The 19126-nt window shown below is 73.9% G+C and carries 16 protein-coding genes and 3 pseudogenes; 9 read left to right on the plus strand and 10 right to left on the minus strand.

Annotated elements, in window-relative coordinates; all coding sequences use genetic code 11:
- Nucleotides 1-43: 43 nt before the first annotated feature.
- The 3 genes from REH70_RS08045 to fdhA all read right to left on the minus strand — a co-directional run bounded on the left by REH70_RS08045 (nucleotide 44) and on the right by fdhA (nucleotide 2515).
- The gene (locus tag REH70_RS08045) at nucleotides 44-583 is read right to left on the minus strand and encodes a methyltransferase domain-containing protein (protein ID WP_310753618.1); all 540 of its coding nucleotides are present in this window, start codon (nucleotides 581-583) and stop codon (nucleotides 44-46) included.
- Entirely contained in the window at nucleotides 490-1128 is a 639-nt protein-coding gene (locus tag REH70_RS08050; RefSeq protein WP_310753620.1) for a hypothetical protein, read from the minus strand. The genes REH70_RS08045 and REH70_RS08050 overlap by 94 nt, the downstream gene beginning before the upstream one ends.
- A 223-nt stretch (nucleotides 1129-1351) precedes the next feature.
- Nucleotides 1352-2515, minus strand: a complete 1164-nt coding sequence (gene fdhA, locus REH70_RS08055; protein WP_396134739.1) for a formaldehyde dehydrogenase, glutathione-independent — start codon at nucleotides 2513-2515, stop codon at nucleotides 1352-1354.
- A 200-nt stretch (nucleotides 2516-2715) separates the two neighbouring features.
- Here fdhA and REH70_RS08060 point away from each other — a divergent pair, with 200 nt between their 5' ends.
- Genes REH70_RS08060 through fdhD form a run of 3 tightly spaced genes read left to right on the plus strand, consistent with a single transcriptional unit; the run spans nucleotide 2716 to nucleotide 5353 of the window.
- Nucleotides 2716-4335 carry a LuxR C-terminal-related transcriptional regulator gene (locus REH70_RS08060; RefSeq protein WP_310753621.1) on the plus strand — a complete coding sequence of 540 codons (1620 nt, stop codon included), beginning with the start codon at nucleotides 2716-2718 and terminating at the stop codon, nucleotides 4333-4335.
- A gap of 41 nt (nucleotides 4336-4376) precedes the next feature.
- Nucleotides 4377-4529 carry a hypothetical protein gene (locus tag REH70_RS08065; protein ID WP_310753622.1) on the plus strand — a complete coding sequence of 51 codons (153 nt, stop codon included), beginning with the start codon at nucleotides 4377-4379 and terminating at the stop codon, nucleotides 4527-4529.
- On the plus strand, nucleotides 4517-5353 hold the full coding sequence (gene fdhD / locus REH70_RS08070; RefSeq protein ID WP_310753623.1) for a formate dehydrogenase accessory sulfurtransferase FdhD: 837 nt from the start codon (nucleotides 4517-4519) through the stop codon (nucleotides 5351-5353). Before REH70_RS08065 ends, fdhD begins: the two co-directional genes overlap by 13 nt.
- A gap of 122 nt (nucleotides 5354-5475) precedes the next feature.
- Here the strand turns inward: fdhD and REH70_RS08075 are convergent, their stop codons facing one another.
- The 5 genes and pseudogenes from REH70_RS08075 to REH70_RS08095 form a co-directional block, all read right to left on the minus strand.
- Entirely contained in the window at nucleotides 5476-6789 is a 1314-nt protein-coding gene (locus REH70_RS08075; RefSeq protein ID WP_310753625.1) for an alkaline phosphatase, read from the minus strand.
- A 365-nt stretch (nucleotides 6790-7154) separates the two neighbouring features.
- Nucleotides 7155-7997, minus strand: coding sequence for a hypothetical protein (locus REH70_RS08080; protein ID WP_310753626.1), 843 nt, complete (start codon nucleotides 7995-7997; stop codon nucleotides 7155-7157).
- Nucleotides 7994-8632, minus strand: a complete 639-nt coding sequence (locus REH70_RS08085) for a beta-galactosidase domain 4-containing protein (protein ID WP_310753628.1) — start codon at nucleotides 8630-8632, stop codon at nucleotides 7994-7996. Before REH70_RS08085 ends, REH70_RS08080 begins: the two co-directional genes overlap by 4 nt.
- 158 nt (nucleotides 8633-8790) lie before the next feature.
- Nucleotides 8791-10191 (minus strand): annotated as a pseudogene (locus REH70_RS08090) (glycoside hydrolase family 2 TIM barrel-domain containing protein); the annotation flags it as partial.
- A complete protein-coding gene (locus tag REH70_RS08095; protein ID WP_310753629.1) occupies nucleotides 10188-11282 on the minus strand; it encodes a transaldolase family protein in 1095 nt (364 codons plus the stop codon). The pseudogene REH70_RS08090 and the gene REH70_RS08095, both read right to left, overlap by 4 nt.
- A gap of 319 nt (nucleotides 11283-11601) precedes the next feature.
- Between REH70_RS08095 and iolB the strand changes: the two are divergent.
- The 6 genes and pseudogenes from iolB to REH70_RS08125 all read left to right on the plus strand — a co-directional run bounded on the left by iolB (nucleotide 11602) and on the right by REH70_RS08125 (nucleotide 18049).
- Nucleotides 11602-12527 (plus strand): annotated as a pseudogene (iolB, locus tag REH70_RS08100) (5-deoxy-glucuronate isomerase).
- Nucleotides 12524-14419: a 3D-(3,5/4)-trihydroxycyclohexane-1,2-dione acylhydrolase (decyclizing) gene (iolD, locus tag REH70_RS08105; protein ID WP_310753630.1), complete on the plus strand. Its 1896-nt coding sequence runs from the start codon at nucleotides 12524-12526 to the stop codon at nucleotides 14417-14419. The pseudogene iolB and the gene iolD overlap by 4 nt, the downstream one beginning before the upstream one ends.
- Before the next feature lie 62 nt (nucleotides 14420-14481).
- Nucleotides 14482-15967, plus strand: a pseudogene (locus REH70_RS08110) (CoA-acylating methylmalonate-semialdehyde dehydrogenase); the annotation flags it as partial.
- A gap of 76 nt (nucleotides 15968-16043) precedes the next feature.
- Nucleotides 16044-16598, plus strand: coding sequence for a Gfo/Idh/MocA family oxidoreductase (locus REH70_RS08115; protein ID WP_310753631.1), 555 nt, complete (start codon nucleotides 16044-16046; stop codon nucleotides 16596-16598).
- A gap of 10 nt (nucleotides 16599-16608) precedes the next feature.
- Complete coding sequence (locus tag REH70_RS08120; RefSeq protein ID WP_310753633.1) at nucleotides 16609-17061, plus strand: Gfo/Idh/MocA family oxidoreductase; 453 nt, start codon at nucleotides 16609-16611, stop codon at nucleotides 17059-17061.
- A 124-nt stretch (nucleotides 17062-17185) separates the two neighbouring features.
- On the plus strand, nucleotides 17186-18049 hold the full coding sequence (locus tag REH70_RS08125; protein ID WP_310753634.1) for a TIM barrel protein: 864 nt from the start codon (nucleotides 17186-17188) through the stop codon (nucleotides 18047-18049).
- Between the two features lie 93 nt (nucleotides 18050-18142).
- Here REH70_RS08125 and REH70_RS08130 read toward each other — a convergent pair whose 3' ends face one another.
- Both REH70_RS08130 and REH70_RS08135 read right to left on the minus strand, forming a co-directional pair.
- Nucleotides 18143-18556 carry a UTRA domain-containing protein gene (locus REH70_RS08130; RefSeq protein WP_310753635.1) on the minus strand — a complete coding sequence of 138 codons (414 nt, stop codon included), beginning with the start codon at nucleotides 18554-18556 and terminating at the stop codon, nucleotides 18143-18145.
- On the minus strand, nucleotides 18541-18888 hold the full coding sequence (locus tag REH70_RS08135; protein ID WP_310753636.1) for a GntR family transcriptional regulator: 348 nt from the start codon (nucleotides 18886-18888) through the stop codon (nucleotides 18541-18543). The genes REH70_RS08130 and REH70_RS08135 overlap by 16 nt, the downstream gene beginning before the upstream one ends.
- Between the last annotated feature and the right edge of the window lie 238 nt (nucleotides 18889-19126).

Below are 19126 nucleotides of genomic sequence, written 5' to 3' on the forward strand. Positions count from 1 at the left end.
GAGGAATCCCCGCTCGGGGCCGTGCGCGCCGGTCGGCGGGGCGTCAGCGCCGCGCCACGAAGTAGGCGTTGAACGGGTCGGCGTCGACCTGCTTCTGCTCGACGTCCCTGAACCCCGCGTCGGCGAGCATGGCCGCTGCGGTCTCCACCTCCCACGCGGTCCCCAGTCCGTCCCCGCCCAGACCGAGGGAGACGCTCATGCAGTGGTACGTCGAGACCGCGTACAGGTAGCCGGCCCACGGCAGGTCGAGGTTCTGCTCCAGCCGGCTCGACGCCTGGATGTCGACCATGAGGAACGTCCCGCCGGGGCGCAGCGCGTCGTGGATGTTCGCCAGGACCGTCGCCGGGCGCGCCTGGTCGTGGATGGCGTCGAACGCGGTGACGAGATCGAAGCCCCGGTCCGTGTCCAGGTGCGTGACGTCGCGGACCTGGAAGGTCGCGTTCGCCAGGCCCAGAGCGGCCGCCTCGGCGCGCGCGGCCTCGATCGCCGTCACCGAGAAGTCGTAGCCGGTGAAACGGCTCGCCGGGAACGCCTGCGCCATGAGGTTGACGGCATGGCCGCGGCCGCAGCCGACGTCGGCCACGTCGAGACCCTCCCGCAGCGCATCGGGAAGCCCCGGGACGAGGGGCAGAACGCCCTCGACGAGGGCGGCGTCGTGTATCGCGGCACTCGTCTCGGCCATGTTGCGGTGGAAGTGGGGGTAGTCGGCGTAGGAGAGGCCACCCCGTGGCGGAACCGTTCGATCACCCGCTGCTCCACCTCACCCATCATGGCGACGTGCTGCATGAGGATGGCCACGTTGTTCGCCCCGGCCGCCGGCGTCAGCACGGCCGCATGCTCTCCGGGCAGCGCGTACGTCGCTGTCGCCGGGTCGTAGCGCACGATCCGGGCCGTCGTCATGCCGCCGAGCCACTCCCGGACGTACCGCTCGTCGAGACCGGCGGCGTCGGCGATCTGCTCGCTGGTCGCAGCCGGCAGCGCCGCCATGGTCCCGAACAGACCGGTCTGGTGACCGGTGCTCGTCAGGACGGCGACCGCTGCGTCGTTGAGGACGCCCAGCATGCGCCCCGCGAAGGCCTCGACGGCCGCAGCGTCCACCTCCGCCGCCGTGTGCGTGCTCGTGCTCATCTCGCTCCACCTCGCTCCCGCCGTGCCCGGATGGCCAGCTCGCTTCGACCGTAGGGAGGCGCCCCGTGGCGCCACATCGGGCGGATCGTGCGTCCTCGTCACGCGGGCATGGGGCGAACGGTGCACACGCGACGGCCGGGCAGCGCGACGGCGGACGCCCCAATCGGGGCGCCCGCCGTCGCGGTCGTCGGCTCAGCCCGTCGGCCCAGCCCGTCGGCTCAGCTCAGGACAGGTAGCCGTTGGCGTCGAGCACGTACTTCTGGGCCGCCCCGGCGTCGAACTCGGCGTAGCCGCGGGGTGCGTCCGCGAGCGAGATCGGCTTCGCGTTGACGTTCTTCGCGATGCTCGTCCGGTCGTGCAGGATCGCCATCATCAGCTCGCGGTTGTACTTCATCACCGGGCACTGGCCGGTCGTGAAGGACAGCGACTTCGCCCAGCCGGTGCCCAGGCTGAGCGAGAGCGAACCCTTCTGCGCCGCCTCGTCGATGCCGCCCGGGTCGCCGGTCACGTACAGCCCCGGGATGCCGAGCGCCCCACCCGCCGCGGTGATGTCCATGAGCGAGTTGAGGACGGTGGCCGGGGCCTCGTGCCCGGCGTCCTTGCCGTGCCCACGGGCCTCGAACCCGACGGCGTCGACGCCGCAGTCGACCTCGGGGACGCCGAGGATCTGCTCGATCTGCTCGGCCGGGCCACCCTGCGTGAGGTCCACCGTCTCGCACCCGAAGCTGCGGGCCTGCGCGAGCCGGTCGGTGTTCATGTCACCGACGATGACGACCGCCGCGCCGAGGAGGAGCGCACCGGTGGCCGCGGCCAGGCCGACCGGACCCGCTCCCGCGACGTAGACGGTCGACCCGACGCCGGCGCCCGCGGTGACGGCGCCGTGGAAGCCCGTCGGGAAGATGTCCGAGAGCATCGCCAGGTCGAGGATCTTCTCGAGCGCCTGGTCCCGGTCGGGGAATCGCAGCAGGTTCCAGTCGGCGTACGGCACGAGCACGTACTCGGCCTGGCCGCCGACCCACCCGCCCATGTCGACATACCCGTAGGCGCTGCCCGGTCGGTCGGGATTGACGTTGAGGCAGATGCCGGTCTTGCGCTCCTTGCAGTTGCGACACCGACCGCAGGCGATGTTGAACGGGACGGACACGATGTCCCCGACCTTGATCACCTCGACGTCGGAGCCGACCTCGACCACCTCGCCGGTGATCTCGTGGCCGAGGACGAGGTTCGGCGGAGCCGTGGTGCGGCCACGGACCATGTGCTGGTCGGAACCGCAGATGTTGGTCGCCACCGTCTTGAGGATGACGCCGTGGTTCACCTTGCGGCCGACGTTGGCCGGGTTGACGCCCGGGCCGTCCTTGAGCTCGAACGTGGGGTAGTCGATGTCGATGACCTCGACCTTGCCGGGGCCCTTGTAGGCGACGCCTTGTTACCTGACACGTGGATCTCCTTTGATCTCGGCCGTCCGTACGGACAGCAGCGTGTCCTGGCCACAGTAGTGACGCGTCCCGGGCCCGGACCACGGCCGTCGCATGGGGAAACCCCCACGCCCCGCCCGGTCCCACGGGCGGGTCTACCGTGGAACGGACCATGGACGGCACGGGCGAGCTGACCGCGGGACGGCAGGCGTACGACCGAGGCGACTGGCAGGGCGCCTACGGGGCGCTGTCACGGGCGCGGGCGGTGACCGAGCTCGGCCCGGCGGACCTCGTGCTCCTCGGTGGTGCGGCGTGGTGGACCGGCCGGACCCACGAGTCGCTCGACGTCAGCGAGCTGGCCTTCCACACCCTCGAGGAGGACGGCGACACCCTGGGTGCGGCGATGAGGGCGCTCGACCTCGCCATCCTCTGGGGCGGCCGGGGTGACCTCGTCGTGACGTCCGGATGGCTGAACCGCGCCCGGCGGCTGCTCGCCGACCAGGCGACGACGGCGGCGCACGGCTACCTGTCCTACGTGGAGGGCGCGCTGGCACTGGCGCGCTGGGACCTGGACGGCCTCGACGGGGCGGCCCGTCGCCTCGCGGGGGTCGCACGCGGCATCCGCGACCCCGCGCTGTCCTCGCTCGGACTGGTCCTCGCGGGGCTCTCCGACCTGCGCCGCGGCCGGACGGGCGACGGGTTCGCGCAGCTGGACGAGGCGATGCTGCCGGTGCTCGCGGGGCGCCTCGATCCGGCGTGGGCCGGCGAGGTCTACTGCACCGTCATCCACGCGTGCCACGAGCTCGGGGACCTGGACCGGATGCGGGCGTGGACGCGCGCGACCGAGCGGTGGTGTGAGCAGTTCCGGGGCGAGGAGATGTTCTCGGGCATCTGCCGCGTCCACCGGCTGCAGCTGCTGTGCAGCGAGGGCGGGTGGGCTGAGGCCGAGGCGGGGATCGAGCGAAGCGGGGTCGAGCTGGAGGGCCGCAACACCTGGGTCGCCGGGGAGGCCCTGTACCAGCTCGGCGAGATCAGGCGCCTGCGCGGTGACCTCGACGGCGCGCGGGGCGCGTACGCCCGTGCTCGCGCCCTGGGCATCGAGCCGCAGCCCGGGGAGGCGCTGCTCCTGCACGCCACCGGGGACGGCGACGCCGCCTGGTCACGACTGTCCGGCGCCCTCGCGGGCCGGGACCGGCTCGCCGGGGCCCGGTTGCTGGCCCCGGGCGTCGAGGTGGCCCTCGGCCTCGGCCTGGTCGACGAGGCCGCCAGCTGGTGCGCCCGCCTCGAGCAGACCGCCGCGCAGTTCGACACACCCGGCCTGCGTGCGTGGGCGGCCCATGCGCGCGGGGCGGTGCAGGTCCACGAGCGACGGTACGGGGACGCCGTCGCCACCCTCGACGCGGCCGCGCGCGAGTACCGGAGCCTGGGGTGCCGGTACGAGACGGCGCGGGTCTACGAGATGCTCGCCCGGGCGCACCACGGGACCGGCGAGCCGGCGACGGCCGCCGCGGACCGTGCGACCGCCCTCGCGATCCTGCGCGAGCTCGGGGCGGCGCCGGACGTGCGTCGTCTTGAGCAGGACGACCTGCCCGGGGGACTCACCGATCGCGAGGCCCAGGTGCTGACGTGCGTGGCCGCCGGGCTCACCAACCGTCAGGTGGCGCGCCAGCTGGCCATCAGCGAGAAGACGGTGAGCCGTCACCTGGCGAACATCTTCACCAAGATCGGGGTCTCGTCCCGGACCGCCGCGGCCGCGTGGGCGCACGAGAACCACGTGCACGGGCGGGCCTGACGCGGGCCGGGCCGATCTGGGCGCTCCACAGCCTCGACAGCGTGACCAGCGGCCTCATGCTCGTCATGGTCCTGCGGCACCACCCGACCGAGGGCGCCGGGCTCCAGCCGGACGACGACCGACGTCGACGTCGACGGGCCCGCGGGCCGCTGCGGCTCGCGTCGTGCGCGAGGATGCGGGGATGGCGCGGGTGACGAAGCGGTGGCGGGTGCAGCACATGTCCGCCGCCGGCGTCGTCCGGGAGCGAGCCGACCTGCTCGCGGGCGAGGAGCCGCTCGAGGTCCGGGTCGGGGGCACCTCCTTCACCGTGACGATGCGGACGCCGGGTCACGACTTCGACCTCGTCGCGGGTTTCCTCGTCTCCGAAGGGGTCGTGCACGCGCGTGACCACATCGTCCGGATGGACTACCGCACCGGGATCGGGACCGCGGGGGAGCGCGACTACAACGTCGTCGACGTCCGGCTGGCACACGACGTCGCGCCCCCCGACACCTCGATGCAGCGGCACGTCTACACGTCGAGCAGCTGCGGGGTGTGCGGGACGGCGTCCATCGAGGCGGTCACCAAGGTCTCCCGGTACGACGTCGCGGCCGACCCGGGGTCCGTCCTGCTCGACCACCTGCTCGCCCTGCCCGAGCGTCTGCGCGAGCGGCAGGGGACGTTCACCGACACCGGCGGCGTGCACGCGGCCGCGCTGTTCGCACCGGCCAGGCGGCCCGGCACCGCCGGCACACCGGGGCCCGACGACGCCGCGCCCGAGCTGCTGTGCGTGCGCGAGGACGTCGGGCGCCACAACGCCGTCGACAAGGTCGTCGGCTGGGCGCTGCGCGAGGGGCTGCTGCCGCTGACCGGCGCGGTGCTCCAGGTCTCCGGTCGTGCCTCGTTCGAGCTCGTCCAGAAGGCCGCGATGGCCGGCATCCCGGTGCTGTCGGCCGTCTCCGCGCCGTCCGCCCTGGCCGTCGAGCTCGGCGCGGACCGCGGCCTCACGGTCGTCGGGTTCAACCGAGGGGGACGTTGAACACCTACACGCGAGGCGACCGGATCGTCGTCGCGTGAGGCGGGGCGGCCAGTGGCGAGGCGTCGCGGCCTCACGGCCCGGCGGTGCCGACACCGGCCGGGCCGTGAGGCGCGTCGACCCGACTACCAGCGCCCGCGCATCGCGGCGAGCGCGACGCGGAACACGTCCGTCGAGTCCTGCGACCGGGCGAGGAGCTCGGCGGCCGGCCCCTCGGCGGTGAGCGGGGTCGCCGCCCCGGTGTGCCCGGTCGTCGTCCAGTCGACGAAGAACTCGAGGTCGGAGCCCGCGACCGGGAAGGGGCCGTCCTCGAGACTGCGCAGCACGTTCTCCTCCGTGCTGCCCAGGTCGCCCGACTCGTCGGCGGGGTCGACGTTCTCGATCGCGAGGCCACCCGTCTCGTGGTCGCCCACCACGATCACGAGGGTGCCGCGGTGGTGGTCGGCGAACTCGGTGACCAGGGCGACCGTCTCGTCGAGGGACTGCCCGGCCTGGATGGTCCGGGCGGCGTTGTTGTTGTGCGCCATCTCGTCGATGGCCTCCTCCTCCACCATGAGGAAGAAGCCCCGGCGGTTCTGGGAGAGCACGTCGAGCGCCTTCTCGGTCATGGTCCGCAGGGACACGACCGGGTCGTACTCGTCGCCCTCGCCCTCGGGGGCCTGCTCGAACATCTCCTCGTTGGCGAACAGCCCGAGGAGGCGGTCCGCGTCGGAGTCCAGCAGCTCGGCCTCGGTGCTCACGTAGTCGTACCCCTGGGCCTCGGCCTGCTCGACGAGGTTGCCGAACGGGCTCCGGCTGACCTCGGGCCGCACGTCGTCGGGGTCGTCGGGGTAGGCGCCCTCGTCGCCCTCGGGGAACCACCAGTCCTCGCCGCCGCCGAGGATGACGTCCGGCCGCGTCACCTCCAGGTACTGCCGCGCGATCTCGCTCTGCTCGCCCCGGTCGGGCACGTGGGACCCGAACGCCGCCGGCGTCGCATCTGTGACCTGCGACGTCGTGACCAGCCCCGTCGACTTGCGCAGCTCCTTCGCGTGCTCGAGCAGCGTCGGCACCGCGTTGCCGTCGGCGTCGACGCCCACCGCGCCGTTGTAGGTGCGCACACCGGTCGCGAACGCCGTCGCGCCGGCTGCGGAGTCGGTCACGGCCTCCTCCGGGTCGGCGGAGTCGGTCTGGGTCCATCCCGCGTACCGGAGGGAGTCCATCGCGAGCTGCCCGTCCTGCCCGACGGTCGCGAGCCGGACGGCATCGCGCGCCGCGATGCTCAGGCCGTCTCCGACCAGGAGGATGACGTTCCTCGCCCGGTCCACCCGTCCGCGGTCCCCGCGGTCACGATCGTCCCGGTATCCCTCGGTGGTCGCGGTCCCCGCCGCGAACGCGACCGCCAGCACGGCGGTCCCTGCGGCGCCGCTCAGTGCGCGCCGTGATCCGAACATCCCCATCGCTGCCGTCCTCTGGCTTGACGTGCTCGTCACCTCGAGAGCCGTGGCCGACGACGACGCGGCGCGTCGCCGTCGGGGCACGGGTGCCGGTCGGGACCCGCCGCGGTCGTCGTCGTCGACGCCCGCCGGCGCGTGCGCCGGACCTGCGTGCCGGTCGGCGTCGGCCGAGCGGCGTTCGCCCCCGCGGGGGACGGTGGCAGCGCCACGGCGCACAGTGTGCTCCCCGCAGCGGGTGCTCCGCGAGGGTTCGGCGCACCGGTCGGGCATCGGATGTCGGGCGTCCCCACGGCGTCCCGGGGCAGCAGGGCCCGGCCGTCGGCCAGCACGTCCGGTCCGCCGTCGACGGCGCGCCCCGCTCGGCCGGCTCAGGCGTCCGCGCGACCCCCTCCGTCACCGACGGGGACGGCCGAGAGCACGACCTGCCACCGGACGGTGCGGGGCCGCAGCCGGTACGCCTCCAGCACGCCCTGCCCGCACGAGGCGGTCCCGATGCCGTGTTGCGCGGCGTCGACGGACACGTGCGCGACGTCGGTGCGGGGCAGCTCGTGGTCGTGCGCGGTGGCGGCGACCGTGCGTCGCGACCACGGGCGCGCGGTCACGGCGAGGTCGTCGCCGCGCACCCGCAGGTGCGCGGGCCCGCCGAGCCGGACCGTCGCGTCCTGCACCACGCGGGCGCCGTGCTCCTGCGGGCGCACCGTGCGCACGGCCAGCTCGTCACGACCGACGTCCCACCAGCCGCGTCGTGCGGCCTGCCCGGTGTCGGGGTAGCGCGGCCCGGGCCCGAGACCCTGCCACGCCATGCCCTCCAGCGGGGCCGCGACGGTGAGATCCAGCCCGACCCGGGCCCAGTCGCACGACCACGGGCCGTACGGCTCGACGGTGAGGTCGCCGGTGAGCGACGTCCCGTCGCTGGTCCAGCGCCAGGTGACGTCGACGCCGACGTCGTGCACCGGCGGGGCGACGCGGGTGCGGACCACCAGCGCGGTGCCCGCGACGTCGAGCGAGACGAGGCGCGAGACCATCCCGTCGAGCCGGAGCGCGGCCCACTGATCCGCCTGCGACGGCGCGTCGGGGCGGTCCCAGCCGACGCCGCGGTCGTTGTCGGTGGGTGCGCGCCACAGCCCGAGGGCGGCGTCGTCGACGGTGAGGTCGCCGAGCCCGACGAGGGCACCGGTGCGGGTGTCGAACCGTGCCGGTCCCAGCGTCACCACCCCGGGCGAGCGCGCCGGTGGGAACGGCGTCTCGGTCGCGGCCGGCCGGGGGCGGGGGCCGTGGGCAGGGTGCGCTGCGCCCACGCCACCTCGTGGCCGGCGTCGCACCAGGGCGTCGGCTGCGCGAGGCGTGCGGACACGGTGACGACCTCACCCGGCTCGACCGGGCCGACGTCGAGCGGGGCGACCACCGCCGCGCCGGGACCCGTCGGCGGGACGACGACGATGCCCGAGCGTGCGTCACCCCCGTGGCGCGCCACGGCCCACGTGAACGTCAGGTGCGACAGGTCGACGGCGTCATACCGGTTGTGCACCCGCACCGACGTGAGGTCGTCGGCGACCGTCATCGTGACCGGCTCCCACACCTTCTTCAGGTCGGCCAGGCCCGGCCGGGGCTCGCGGTCCGCGGAGACGAGGCCGTCCACCACGAAGTTCCCGTCGTGCACCGGCTCGTCGAAGTCGCCGCCGTAGAGCATCGGGGGGCGGTCGCCGTCCACCGCGGTGGTGGCGCCGGGTACCCGGAGGCCGTCGAAGGCGTGCTCGACCCACTCCCACACGAAGCCGCCGGCCAGGCGCGGGTGGCGGTGGAACAGGTCCTGGTACTCCGTGAGCCCGCCGGGACCGTTGCCCATGGCGTGCGCGTACTCGCACAGCACGAGCGGCAGGGACCGGCGGTGGCGGTCCGTGTCCGAGGGTCCGAGGAGTCCGGGGCGTCCGGGCCGGCCGGCGGCTCGGTGGCGATCTGCTCGACCTCGGACGTCAGCGGGTACATCCGCGAGTACACGTCGGTGTACCGGCTGCTCCAGTCGCCCTCGTAGTGCACGAGGCGCGAGGTGTCGCGGGCCTTCGTCCAGGCGGCCATCGCCTCGAGGTTGGCGCCGGTCCCGGCCTCGTTGCCGAGCGACCACATGAGCACGGCGGGGTGGTTCTTGTCCCGCTCCACGGTCCGGCGCATCCGGTCGAGGTACGCCTCGCGCCACATCGGGTCGTCGCTCGGGTTGCCGCGCCAGCCGTTGAGCACGAACCCGTGGGTCTCGAGGTCGGCCTCGAGGATCACGTAGAAGCCCAGCTCGTCGGCCAGGTCGAGGAGGTCCGGGTGCGGCGGGTAGTGGGACGTGCGGATCGCGTTGACGTTGTGCTGCTTCATCAGGTGCAGCTCGTGGCGCGTCGTGGCGGGCGGCACCACGCGACCGGTGCGGGGGTGGTGCTCGTGCCGGTTCACGCCGCGCAGCAGGACCGGTCGACCGTTGACGAGCAGCGTGGCGTCGACGACGGACACGGTCCGGAAGCCGATGCGCAACTGGACCGTCTCGGTGGCGGTCGCGACCGTCGCGTCGTAGAGCCGGGGGCGCTCGGCGCTCCACGGCTCCACGTCCGCGAGGCGGTGCACGACGTCCGGGGCGGCGTCGACGAGACCCAGCTCGGGGATCGACACGGTGGCGTGGCCGTCGCCGTCGGGCTCGCGGGCGACATCGACGCGGACGGTCCCCGAGGCGCCGTCGTCGGCCAGGCCGGCGTGGACGAACACGTCGCGCACCCCGCCCCGCGGGCGCGCCAGCAGCGTGACGTCCCGGGAGATGCCGGGCAGCCACCACATGTCCTGGTCCTCGAGGTAGCTCGCCGCGGACCACTGCGCGACGCGCACCGCGAGCACGTTGGTGCCCGGTCGCAGGACCCCCGTGGTCGGGAGCTCGGTGGTGAGCCGGCTGCCGCGCGTGGTCCCGAGCTCGGTGCCGTTGAGCCAGACCGTCGCGGCGGACTCGATGCCGTCGAACCGCAGGACGGTCGGGTGCTCGAGCAGACGCGGGTCCGCGGTGAAGGTCAGCCGGTGGTCACCGATCGGGTTGGCGTCCGGCGGGTGCGGTGGGTCGACCGGGAACGGGTACTGCACGTTCGTGTAGGCCGGGGCGCCGTGGCCGTGGAGCACCCAGTGCGACGGCACCGGCAGCGTCGTCCAGCCGTCGGCCGCAGCGTCGTCCGACCGGTCGGCGGGGTGCTCGCCGAGCCAGTCGTCGTCGACGACGTCGGCCGGGCTGGGCCAGAGGCGGAAGGCCCAGTCGCCGTTCAGCGACTGCTGGGGGGCGTCGGAGCGCAGCCGCGCCCGCGGCGGCAGGGACCCCGGCCGGGGCCCGGGGCGGCCAGCTCGGCGGCGAGGTGGTCGGCGGGGTGTCGCGTCGTCGTCACGGGTCAGCCCAGCGGGTCCGGGACGACGACGTCGCGGACGAGGTTCTCGAGGTCGTGGTTGGACGCCAGGAACTGCCGCAACGTGAACCGCGACGCACCGAAGGTGTCGAACTCCGCGGGGGTCAGGCCGTCCACCTCGTAGGCGCGGGTGAACTCGGGGACCCGGGTGCGCAGCGAGTCCAGGACGCGCGGGTCGACCGGGACGTCGATCCGCGGCTCGCCCCGCAGCCCGGACCGGACGAACTTCTCCTGCCACGCGAACGGCGGCGAGATCACGAGGTCACCACCGACGAGCTCGCTCCACTGCATGTGGTTACGGTACGCGGCGGACAGCAGGCGGCTGCGGTATCCGCGCTCGACGAAGATCTCGTACGCACGCTTGAGCGCCGCGACGCCGGCCCACTCCAGGTGACCGGGGTCGAGCACGACGCCGTCGCGGGCCACGACCGCCTTGAGCCAGTCGTCCAGCCGGCCGCCCATGATGGTGATGACGGGGCCCATCGAGGTCACGTCGAGCCCCTCCGCCTCGCGTCGGCGCAGCCCGTCCTCGACCGCCTGCGCGGCCGCGACCGCCTGGGCGACGGTGAACGACAGCGTCGCGTTGATGCTGATGCCGCGGTAGGTCGCCTCGGCCATGGCGCGCACGCCCGCCGCGGTCGCGGGGATCTTGACGATCATGTTGACGGCCAGCGCGTCGAACTCCACGGCCTGCTCCACGAGGCCGTCGGTGTCGGCGTGGAGCCGCGGATCGGTCTGGATGGACAGGCGCCCGTTGCGCCCGCCGTGCTCGGCGAACACCGGCTCGAGCAGCGCGGCGGCTGTCACCGACATCTCCCGGACCGCCGCCCACCCGAGCTCGGACTCCGTCGCGGTCGGGCGCTCGGCCGCGAGCTCGGCGAGCCGTGCGCGCCACACGTCCGGGTGCTTCTTGAGGGTCGTGTACGCGATCACCGGGTTGCAGGTCGCGCCGACGGCGCCGTACGTCATCGACCGGCGCAGCTCGTGGCTGTCCGCCGAGTCGTTCCACAGCACGGTCGGGGTCGTGCGGGTCATCGTGAGCAACGGGTTGCTCGTGTCGGTGCTGATCGCGGTCTGCATGCTGCTCGCTCCATCGGGGGCTGCCGTCGAGGTCGTCCTCGCCGCGTGCGGCCCGAGGGCGCGGCGGTGGACCCATTCAAAGTGCTGCCGTAATCGCCTGTCAACCAGTTGTCAGGACATACGGTGTAACTACGAGACGTGGTGGCGCGCCAGGTGGCGGTCCAGTGCCGCCGTGGATGGAAGGAGCATATGTCCTGACATATGCTTGACGACATCGCATCGCTGCGGAAGGCTGGCAGCGATCGACCGGCCGGGTCGTCGGCGACGCGGACGTCGCCGGGCCCGGGCCGCGGACGTGGCCCCAGGGGCCGGACGGGAGATGGGTGTGACCGACGACGACGACCGGCTGCTGCTGCGTGCGGGCCGGGCCACCGGCCCGGGGTACGCGGTGGACGTCACCCCCGAGCGCGCCGGGTGGCGGTACTCGGGCCTGCGGGTCGTCGAGCTCGAGCCGGGGGCCACCCGAGAGATCCGGACCGGTGCGGACGAGGTGCTCGTCGTCCCGCTCGCGGGCGGGTGCACCGTCGAGGTCGACGGCGCCACCCACTGGCTGACCGGTCGACCCGACGTGTTCACCGCGGTCACCGACCACCTGTACGTGCCGATCGGGACGACCTTCACGCTGCGCTCGGCAGGTGGCGGCCGCTTCGCGCTGGCCACGGCCCGCGCCGAGCGCCGGCTGCCGGTGACGTACCGGGGGCCGACACGGTGCGGGTCGAGATGCGTGGCGCGGGTGCGTCGTCGCGGCAGGTGAACAACTACGCGCTCGGCACCGACCTCGACACGCACCGGCTGCTGGTGTGCGAGGTGCTCACCCCGGGCGGCAACTGGTCGTCGTACCCGCCGCACAAGCACGACGAGCACTCCGAGGACGAGCGGGAGCTCGAGGAGATCTACCTGTTCGACGTCCGGCCGGGACCGCACGGGCCGGGCTTCGGCTTCCACCGCACCTACGGCACGGCCGACCGGCCGGTCGACCTGACCGCCGAGGTGCGCGCCGGCGACGTCGTCCTGACCCCGCACGGGTACCACGGCCCGTCGATGGCGGCCCCGGGGTACGACCTGTACTACCTCAACGTCATGGCCGGGCCGGCCGAGGACCGGACCTGGCTCATGACCGACGACCCCCGGCACGGCTGGGTGCGCGGGACCTGGGCGGACCAAGCGCTCGACCCCCGGCTGCCGATGACCCAGCCGCTCGACCAGCCCGCCGATCAGCCCGCCGACAGGAGCCCCGCACCATGAGCCCGCGCGAGACCGTCCGCCTCACCGTCGGCCAGGCGGTGGTGCGCTTCCTGAGCGTGCAGTACTCGGAGCGCGACGGCGTCGAGCGGCGCCTGGTCCCCGGGGTGTTCGGCATCCTCGGTCACGGCAACGTCACCGGCCTCGGCCAGGCGCTGCTGCAGAACGAGCTGGACCCCGCCGACGGCGAGCAGCCGCTGCGCTACTACGGCGCCCGCAACGAGCAGAACATGGTCCACACCGCTGTCGGCTACGCCCGGACGGCGAACCGGCTGCAGACCCTCGCCTGCACCGCGTCGATCGGCCCGGGCTCGACCAACATGGTGACCGGTGCGGCGCTCGCGACCATCGACCGCATCCCGGTGCTCCTCCTGCCGTCGGACGTGTTCGCCACCCGGCGGCCCGACCCCGTCCTGCAGCAGCTCGAGAACGAGCAGTCGCTGGACGTGTCGGTCAACGACGTGTTCCGCCCGGTGTCGCGGTTCTTCGACCGCGTCACCCGGCCCGAGCAGCTCGTGGGAAGCCTCCTGGGTGCCATGCGGGTCCTGACCGACCCGGCCGAGACCGGTGCGGTCACGGTGTGCCTGCCGCAGGACGTGCAGGCCGAGGCCGCCGACTGGCCGGTCGAGCTGTTCCGTCGCCGCGTCTGGCACGTCGCGCGCCCGGTGCCCGAGCCCGCCGCCCTGCGGCGCGCCGCGGACGTCGTGCGCTCCGCCCGCCGTCCCGTCGTCGTCGCCGGCGGTGGCGCGGTGTACTCCGAGGCGAGCGCCGCGCTGGCCGCGTTCGCCGACGCCACCGGGATCCCGGTCCTGGACACCCAGGCCGGCAAGGGTGCGCTCGCCTGGGACCACCCGTGCGCGGCCGGTGGGGTCGGCGCCACCGGGAACGACGCCGCCAACGCGCTGGCGGCCGAGGCCGACGTCGTCATCGGGGTCGGCACGCGGTACACCGACTTCACCACGGCGAGCCGCACCGTCTTCGCCGACCCCGACGTCCGCTTCGTCAACCTCAACGTCAAGGCGTTCGACGCCGCCAAGCACGGCGCCGAGATGGTCGTCGCCGACGCCCGCGAGGGCCTCGACGCCCTGCGCGAGTCGCTCGCCGGGTACCGCGGCCCGGCCGACCGGACCCGGCGCGTGCGCGAGCTCGTGGACGCGTGGTCCGTCGTCACCGACGAGTGCTACCACCGCGACCAGCAGCCGCTGCCGGCGCAGACCGAGATCTTCGGCGCGCTCAACGAGCTGATGGGCGACGAGGACATCCTCATCAACGCGGCGGGCTCCATGCCCGGGGACCTGCAGGCGCTGTGGCGGGCACGGACCCCGGTGCAGTACCACCTGGAGTACGGGTTCTCCTGCATGGGCTACGAGATCCCGGCCGCCCTGGGCGCCAAGCTGGCGCGGCCCGACAGCGAGGTCGTCGCGCTCGTCGGCGACGGCTCCTACCAGATGGCGCCGCAGGAGATCGCGACGATCGTCGCCGAGGGCGTCAAGGTGGTCGTCGTCGTCCTGCAGAACCACGGGTGGTCCTCGATCGGCGCGCTGTCGGAGTCCCACGGCTCGCAGCGCTTCGCGACCCGCTACCGCCTGCGCAACCCCGAGACCGGTCTGCTCGACGGCGCGCACGTCCCGCTCGACCTCGCCGCCAACCTGCGCAGCTACGGCATCGAGGTCCTCGAGCCGGCCGGCACCCAGGAGTTCCGGGCGGCGTACCGCACCGCCGCGGGCAACGCCGCGACCACCGCGATCGTCGTCGAGACGGACCTGTACGGCCCCGCGCCGCCGTCGTCGGCGTGGTGGGACGTCCCCGTCGCCGAGGTGTCCACGCTCGAGTCCACCCGCACCGCGCGCGCCGAGTACGTCGCGGCGCGCGACGCCCAGCGCCACCACCTCTGACCCGACCGCGCAGGCGGCCCCGTGGCCGCCGCTGCCCGCACTCACCCGACCGGAGACACCCCATGGACACCATCACCCACTGGATCGGCGGCGCCGAGCACGACGGCCCCGTCACGCGCACGGCCGACGTCGAGAACCCGGCCACCGGCCGAGCCGTCGCCACCCTCGCCCTGGCCGACGACGCCGTCGTCGACCACGCCGTGCAGGTCGCCACCGAGGCGCAGGCGGCGTGGGCCCGGACCTCGCTCGCGACCCGGACCGCGGTCATGTTCCGCATGCGCGCGCTGCTCGAGCAGCACACCGACGAGCTCGCGGCGATCATCTCCCGCGAGCACGGCAAGACCGTCGACGACGCCCGGGGGAGATCAAGCGCGGCGGGGAGACGCTGGACTTCGTGTGCGGGATCGCCCAGGCGTCGAAGGGTGAGTACAGCGCCGGTGCGTCCACCGGCGTCGACGTGCACACGATCCGCCAGCCGCTCGGCGTCGTCGCGGGGATCACGCCGTTCAACTTCCCCGCGATGGTCCCGTTCTGGATGCACCCGGTGGCCATCGCCACCGGCAACGCCTTCATCCTCAAGCCGTCCGAGCGGGACCCGTCCGCGTCGAACCTCGTCGCGCGCCTCTACGCGGAGGCCGGCCTTCCCGACGGCGTCTTCAACGTCGTCCACGGTGACAAGGTCGCCGTCGACGCGATCCTCGACCACCCCGGGATCGCCGCGGTGTCCTTCGTCGGGTCCACGCCGATCGCGCGGTACGTGCAGGAGCGCGCGATCGCGGCCGGCAAGCGTGTGCAGGCCCTCGGCGGGGCGAACAACCACGCGGTCGTCATGCCCGACGCCGACATGGCCTTCGCCGCGGCGCAGATCTCCGCCGGGGCCTTCGGGTCCGCGGGGAGCGGTGCATGGCGGTGCCGGTCGCGGTCGCCGTGGGCTCCGCCGCCGAGCCGCTCGTCGCCGAGCTCCGCAAGGCCGCCGAGGCGATCGTCGTCGGGCCCGGGGACGCCGAGGGGGTGGACATGGGACCCGTCATCACCGCCGAGTCCCGCCGCCGCGTCGTCGACCACGTGACCCGTGCGGTCGACGCCGGAGCGGTCGCCGTCGTCGACGGGCGCGACCTGACCGTGGCCGGTCACGAGGACGGGCACTTCGTGGGCCCCACCGTGCTCGACCGCGTCTCGACCGACATGACCGCCTACTGCGACGAGGTCTTCGGCCCGGTACTCACCGTGCTGCGGGTCGACACGTTCGAGGAGGCGCTCGCGCTGGTCAACGCGTCGCCGTTCGGCAACGGCGCGGCCATCTTCACCGACTCCGGCGAGCTCGCGCACCGCTTCACGACCGAGGTGCAGGCCGGCATGGTGGGCGTCAACGTCCCCATCCCGGTCCCGGTGGCCTACCACTCGTTCGGCGGCTGGAAGCAGTCCCTGTTCGGGGACCACCACGCCCACGGCCCTGAGGGCATCCGGTTCTGGACGCACGCGAAGGTCATCACGACCCGCTGGCCGCACCAGGACAACCCGGTCACCGCGAGCATGAGCTTCCCCGCTCCTGACCTCGGGCGCCCGCCCCGCCGCGTGCCGGCGCACCCCACCCGTCCCGCCCCACCTGCTCGAGAGGACCACCGTGATCGACATCGCCGTCATCGGCGCCGGACGCATCGGGGCCGTGCACGCGGCCTCGGTCGCCGCCCACCCGGGGACCCGGCTCGCCCTCGTCGCGGACCCGTTCGGTGACGGCGCGGCGCGCCTCGCCGCGCCGTACGGGGCGCGGGCGACCACCCGGGTCGAGGACGTCTTCGAGGCGGCCGACGTCGACGCCGTCATCATCGGCTCACCCACGCCGCTGCACGTCGACCAGATCGTCGCCTCGGTCCACGCCGGCAAGGCGGCGCTGTGCGAGAAGCCGGTGGACCTGTCCCTCGACCGGGTCGACGCCTGCCTGGCGGCGATCGCCGGGCAGGAGCACCGCGTCATGATCGGGTTCAACCGGCGGTTCGACCCGAGCATCGCCCAGATCCACGCCCGGGTCGCCGACGGCGAGATCGGGCCGCTGGAGCAGCTGACGATCATCAGCCGCGACCCGGCTGCGCCGCCCGCGGCGTACGTGGCGCAGTCCGGGGGGATCTTCCGCGACATGACGATCCACGACCTGGACATGGCCGCGCACTTCCTCGAGTGAGGTGGTCGAGGTGAGCGCGGTGGGGCAGCACCTCGACGCGGAGATCAGCGCCGCGGGGGACTGGGACGCCGCGGTCGTGACCCTCACCGCCGCCAACGGCGCGGTGGCCACCATCATCAACTCGCGACACTGCGCCACGGGCTACGACCAGCGGCTCGAGGCCTTCGGGCCGTTGGGCTCGCTCGAGCTGACCAACCCGACGCCCGCGCACGTCCGGCACGCCTCGGCTGACCGCTCGGGCGCCGCGGGGCCGTACCTCGCGTTCTTCCTCGAGCGGTACGCGGACGCCTACCGGGCGGAGCTCGACCACTTCGTGCAGGCGGTGACGTCCGGCCGGACCCCCGTGCCGGGCCTCGCCGAGGGGCGCACCGCGCTCGCCCTCGCCGACGCCGCCACCCGCAGCGCGACCACCGGCGGACGCGTCCGGCCGGACGGCACCCTCACGACGGCATCGGCCCGCTGACCGCCCGGTCGACCGGCGGTCACTCCCCGGATCGCGCACGGACGTGGTGCCCCCGCGGGGGCGGCGCGCGTCGCGAACCACCGAACCCAGGGCCGGCGTCGGCCCGCGAGCACGAGGAGCAACCATGAAGATCGCCGGTGCGCCCATCAGCTGGGGCGTGTGCGAGGTCCCCGGCTGGGGCTACCAGATGGGCCCGGAGCGTGTGCTCACCGAGATGCACGAGCTCGGACTGACCGCGACCGAGTTCGGGCCGCAGGGCTGGCTGCCCCAGGCGCCCGCGGAGCGCGCGGCGGTCCTGGCCCGGCACGACCTGGCCGCCGTCGGCGCCTTCGTCCCGGTCGTGCTGCACGACCCGGGCCACGACCCGCTGCCCGCGGTCGACCGCGAGCTCGACAGCTTCGAGGCCGCCGGCGGCGACGTGCTCGTGCTCGCCGCGAGCTCGGGGCAGGACGGCTACGACGAGCGACCGGAGCTCGACGACGCCGGGTGGCAGACCCTGTTCACCAACCTGGACCGGCTGCGCGAGCTCGCCACGTCCCGCGGAATCCAGGCCACCCTGCACCCGCACGTCGGCACGATGGTGGAGCGCGCCGACGAGGTCGAGCGCGTGCTCGCCGGCTCCCGGATCTCCCTGTGCCTGGACACCGGTCACCTGCTCATCGGCGGCGCCGATCCGGTGGCTCTCGCCCGCGAGCACGCCCACCGGATCAACCACGTGCACGCCAAGGACGTCCGCGCCGACCTCGCGGCGCGCGTGCGCAGCGGTGACCTGAGCTACACCGACGCGGTGCGGGCCGGGATCTACACGCGTCTCGGCGAGGGCGACGTCGACTTCGCCGCGATCGTCTCCTCGCTCGACGCCGCCGGGTTCGACGGCTGGTACGTCCTGGAGCAGGACACCGTCCTGGAGCAGGAACCCACGGGGGAGGGTCCGGTCGGGGACGTGCGGGCCGCGATGGAGCACCTGCGGGGCCTCGCCGGCGGGTGACGCCCGCGGTCGCCCCCGAGGCGGCCGGCGACGCGTCGCCCGGGACGCGGGCGGGGCAGCGGGCGGGAGGGCGGACGGCGCGCGCCGGCCTGCTCAGGGGGCGAACAGCGTGGTGGAGAAGCTGTACCGCGACGCCTGGTACAGGTGCACCCCGTGCTCGATCGGCCGTCCGGCCGGGTCGTAGGCCGTGCGCTGCATGGTCAGCAGCGCCGCGCCGGCCTTGAGCTCGAGCGTCCTGGCCTCCGCGGCGGTCGCGGCGCGTGCGCCGATCACCTGGCGCGCCATGTGGATCTCCACGCCCCGGGCCCGGAGCGCGGCGTAGAGACCGACGTCGGCGAGCTCGTCCTCGTCGGGCGCGAGGGCGACCGGCAGGTGGTTCGTCATGAGCGCGAGCGGCTCCCCGTCGGCGAACCGCAGCCGGCGGACCGTGACGACCTCGGAGTCGACCGGGATCTCCAGGGCCTCGCACACCTCGGCCGAGGCGCGCCCGGTCACGTACTCCAGCACCGTGGTCGTCGGACGACGGCCAGCCGTGTCGAGGTCGTCGTAGAGGCTCGACAGCTCGACCTTGCGGCGGACCCGGACCGGCGCGACCTCGGTCCCCACACCCTCTTGCGCACGAGCATCCCGAGGTCGACGACCTCCTGCAGCGCCCGACGCGCCGTCGGGCGGGACACCTTGAGCCGGTCGGCGAGTGCGATCTCGTTCTCGAGCCGCTCGCCGGGGAGCAGCTCGCCGGACTCGATGCTGCGTTCGATCGCCTTCGCCATCTGGTGGTAGAGCGGCACCGGGCTCGTGCGGTCGAGCTCGATGTGCAGCTGCGTGCCTCTGTCGGGCATGTGAACCGGTCCTTGCGGGGCCTGAGGTCCGGCCGGACGGCCCGACCGGTCTGGAGCGTCGGTGTGTCCAGACAATAGGAGTATCTTACGGGCGCCGCGGTCGCCACACGGGCGGAACGGCGGTACGCCTGTGCTCTCGGGTCCGATCTCGCCGCGGGCGCCGAGGTGGGTGTGGACGGACCCTTGTCAGCGTCGACGTGACGTGGTTAGCATGTCCGCATGTCCGGACAAAGGTGCC

This window comes from Cellulomonas sp. ATA003 (assembly GCF_031582905.1).
Taxonomy (GTDB): Bacteria; Actinomycetota; Actinomycetes; order Actinomycetales; family Cellulomonadaceae; genus Pengzhenrongella.

Excerpts from the sequence above, each read along its gene's own strand:
- REH70_RS08050 (WP_310753620.1), bottom strand. The coding sequence starts at position 1,128 with ATGAGCACGAGCACGCACACGGCGGCGGAGGTGGACGCTGCGGCCGTC.
- REH70_RS08060 (WP_310753621.1), top strand. The coding sequence starts at position 2,716 with ATGGACGGCACGGGCGAGCTGACCGCGGGACGGCAGGCGTACGACCGA.
- fdhD (WP_310753623.1), top strand. The coding sequence starts at position 4,517 with ATGGCGCGGGTGACGAAGCGGTGGCGGGTGCAGCACATGTCCGCCGCC.
- REH70_RS08075 (WP_310753625.1), bottom strand. The coding sequence starts at position 6,789 with ATGGGGATGTTCGGATCACGGCGCGCACTGAGCGGCGCCGCAGGGACC.
- REH70_RS08085 (WP_310753628.1), bottom strand. The coding sequence starts at position 8,632 with ATGGGCAACGGTCCCGGCGGGCTCACGGAGTACCAGGACCTGTTCCAC.
- REH70_RS08095 (WP_310753629.1), bottom strand. The coding sequence starts at position 11,282 with ATGCAGACCGCGATCAGCACCGACACGAGCAACCCGTTGCTCACGATG.
- iolD (WP_310753630.1), top strand. The coding sequence starts at position 12,524 with ATGAGCCCGCGCGAGACCGTCCGCCTCACCGTCGGCCAGGCGGTGGTG.
- REH70_RS08125 (WP_310753634.1), top strand. The coding sequence starts at position 17,186 with ATGAAGATCGCCGGTGCGCCCATCAGCTGGGGCGTGTGCGAGGTCCCC.
- REH70_RS08135 (WP_310753636.1), bottom strand. The coding sequence starts at position 18,888 with ATGCCCGACAGAGGCACGCAGCTGCACATCGAGCTCGACCGCACGAGC.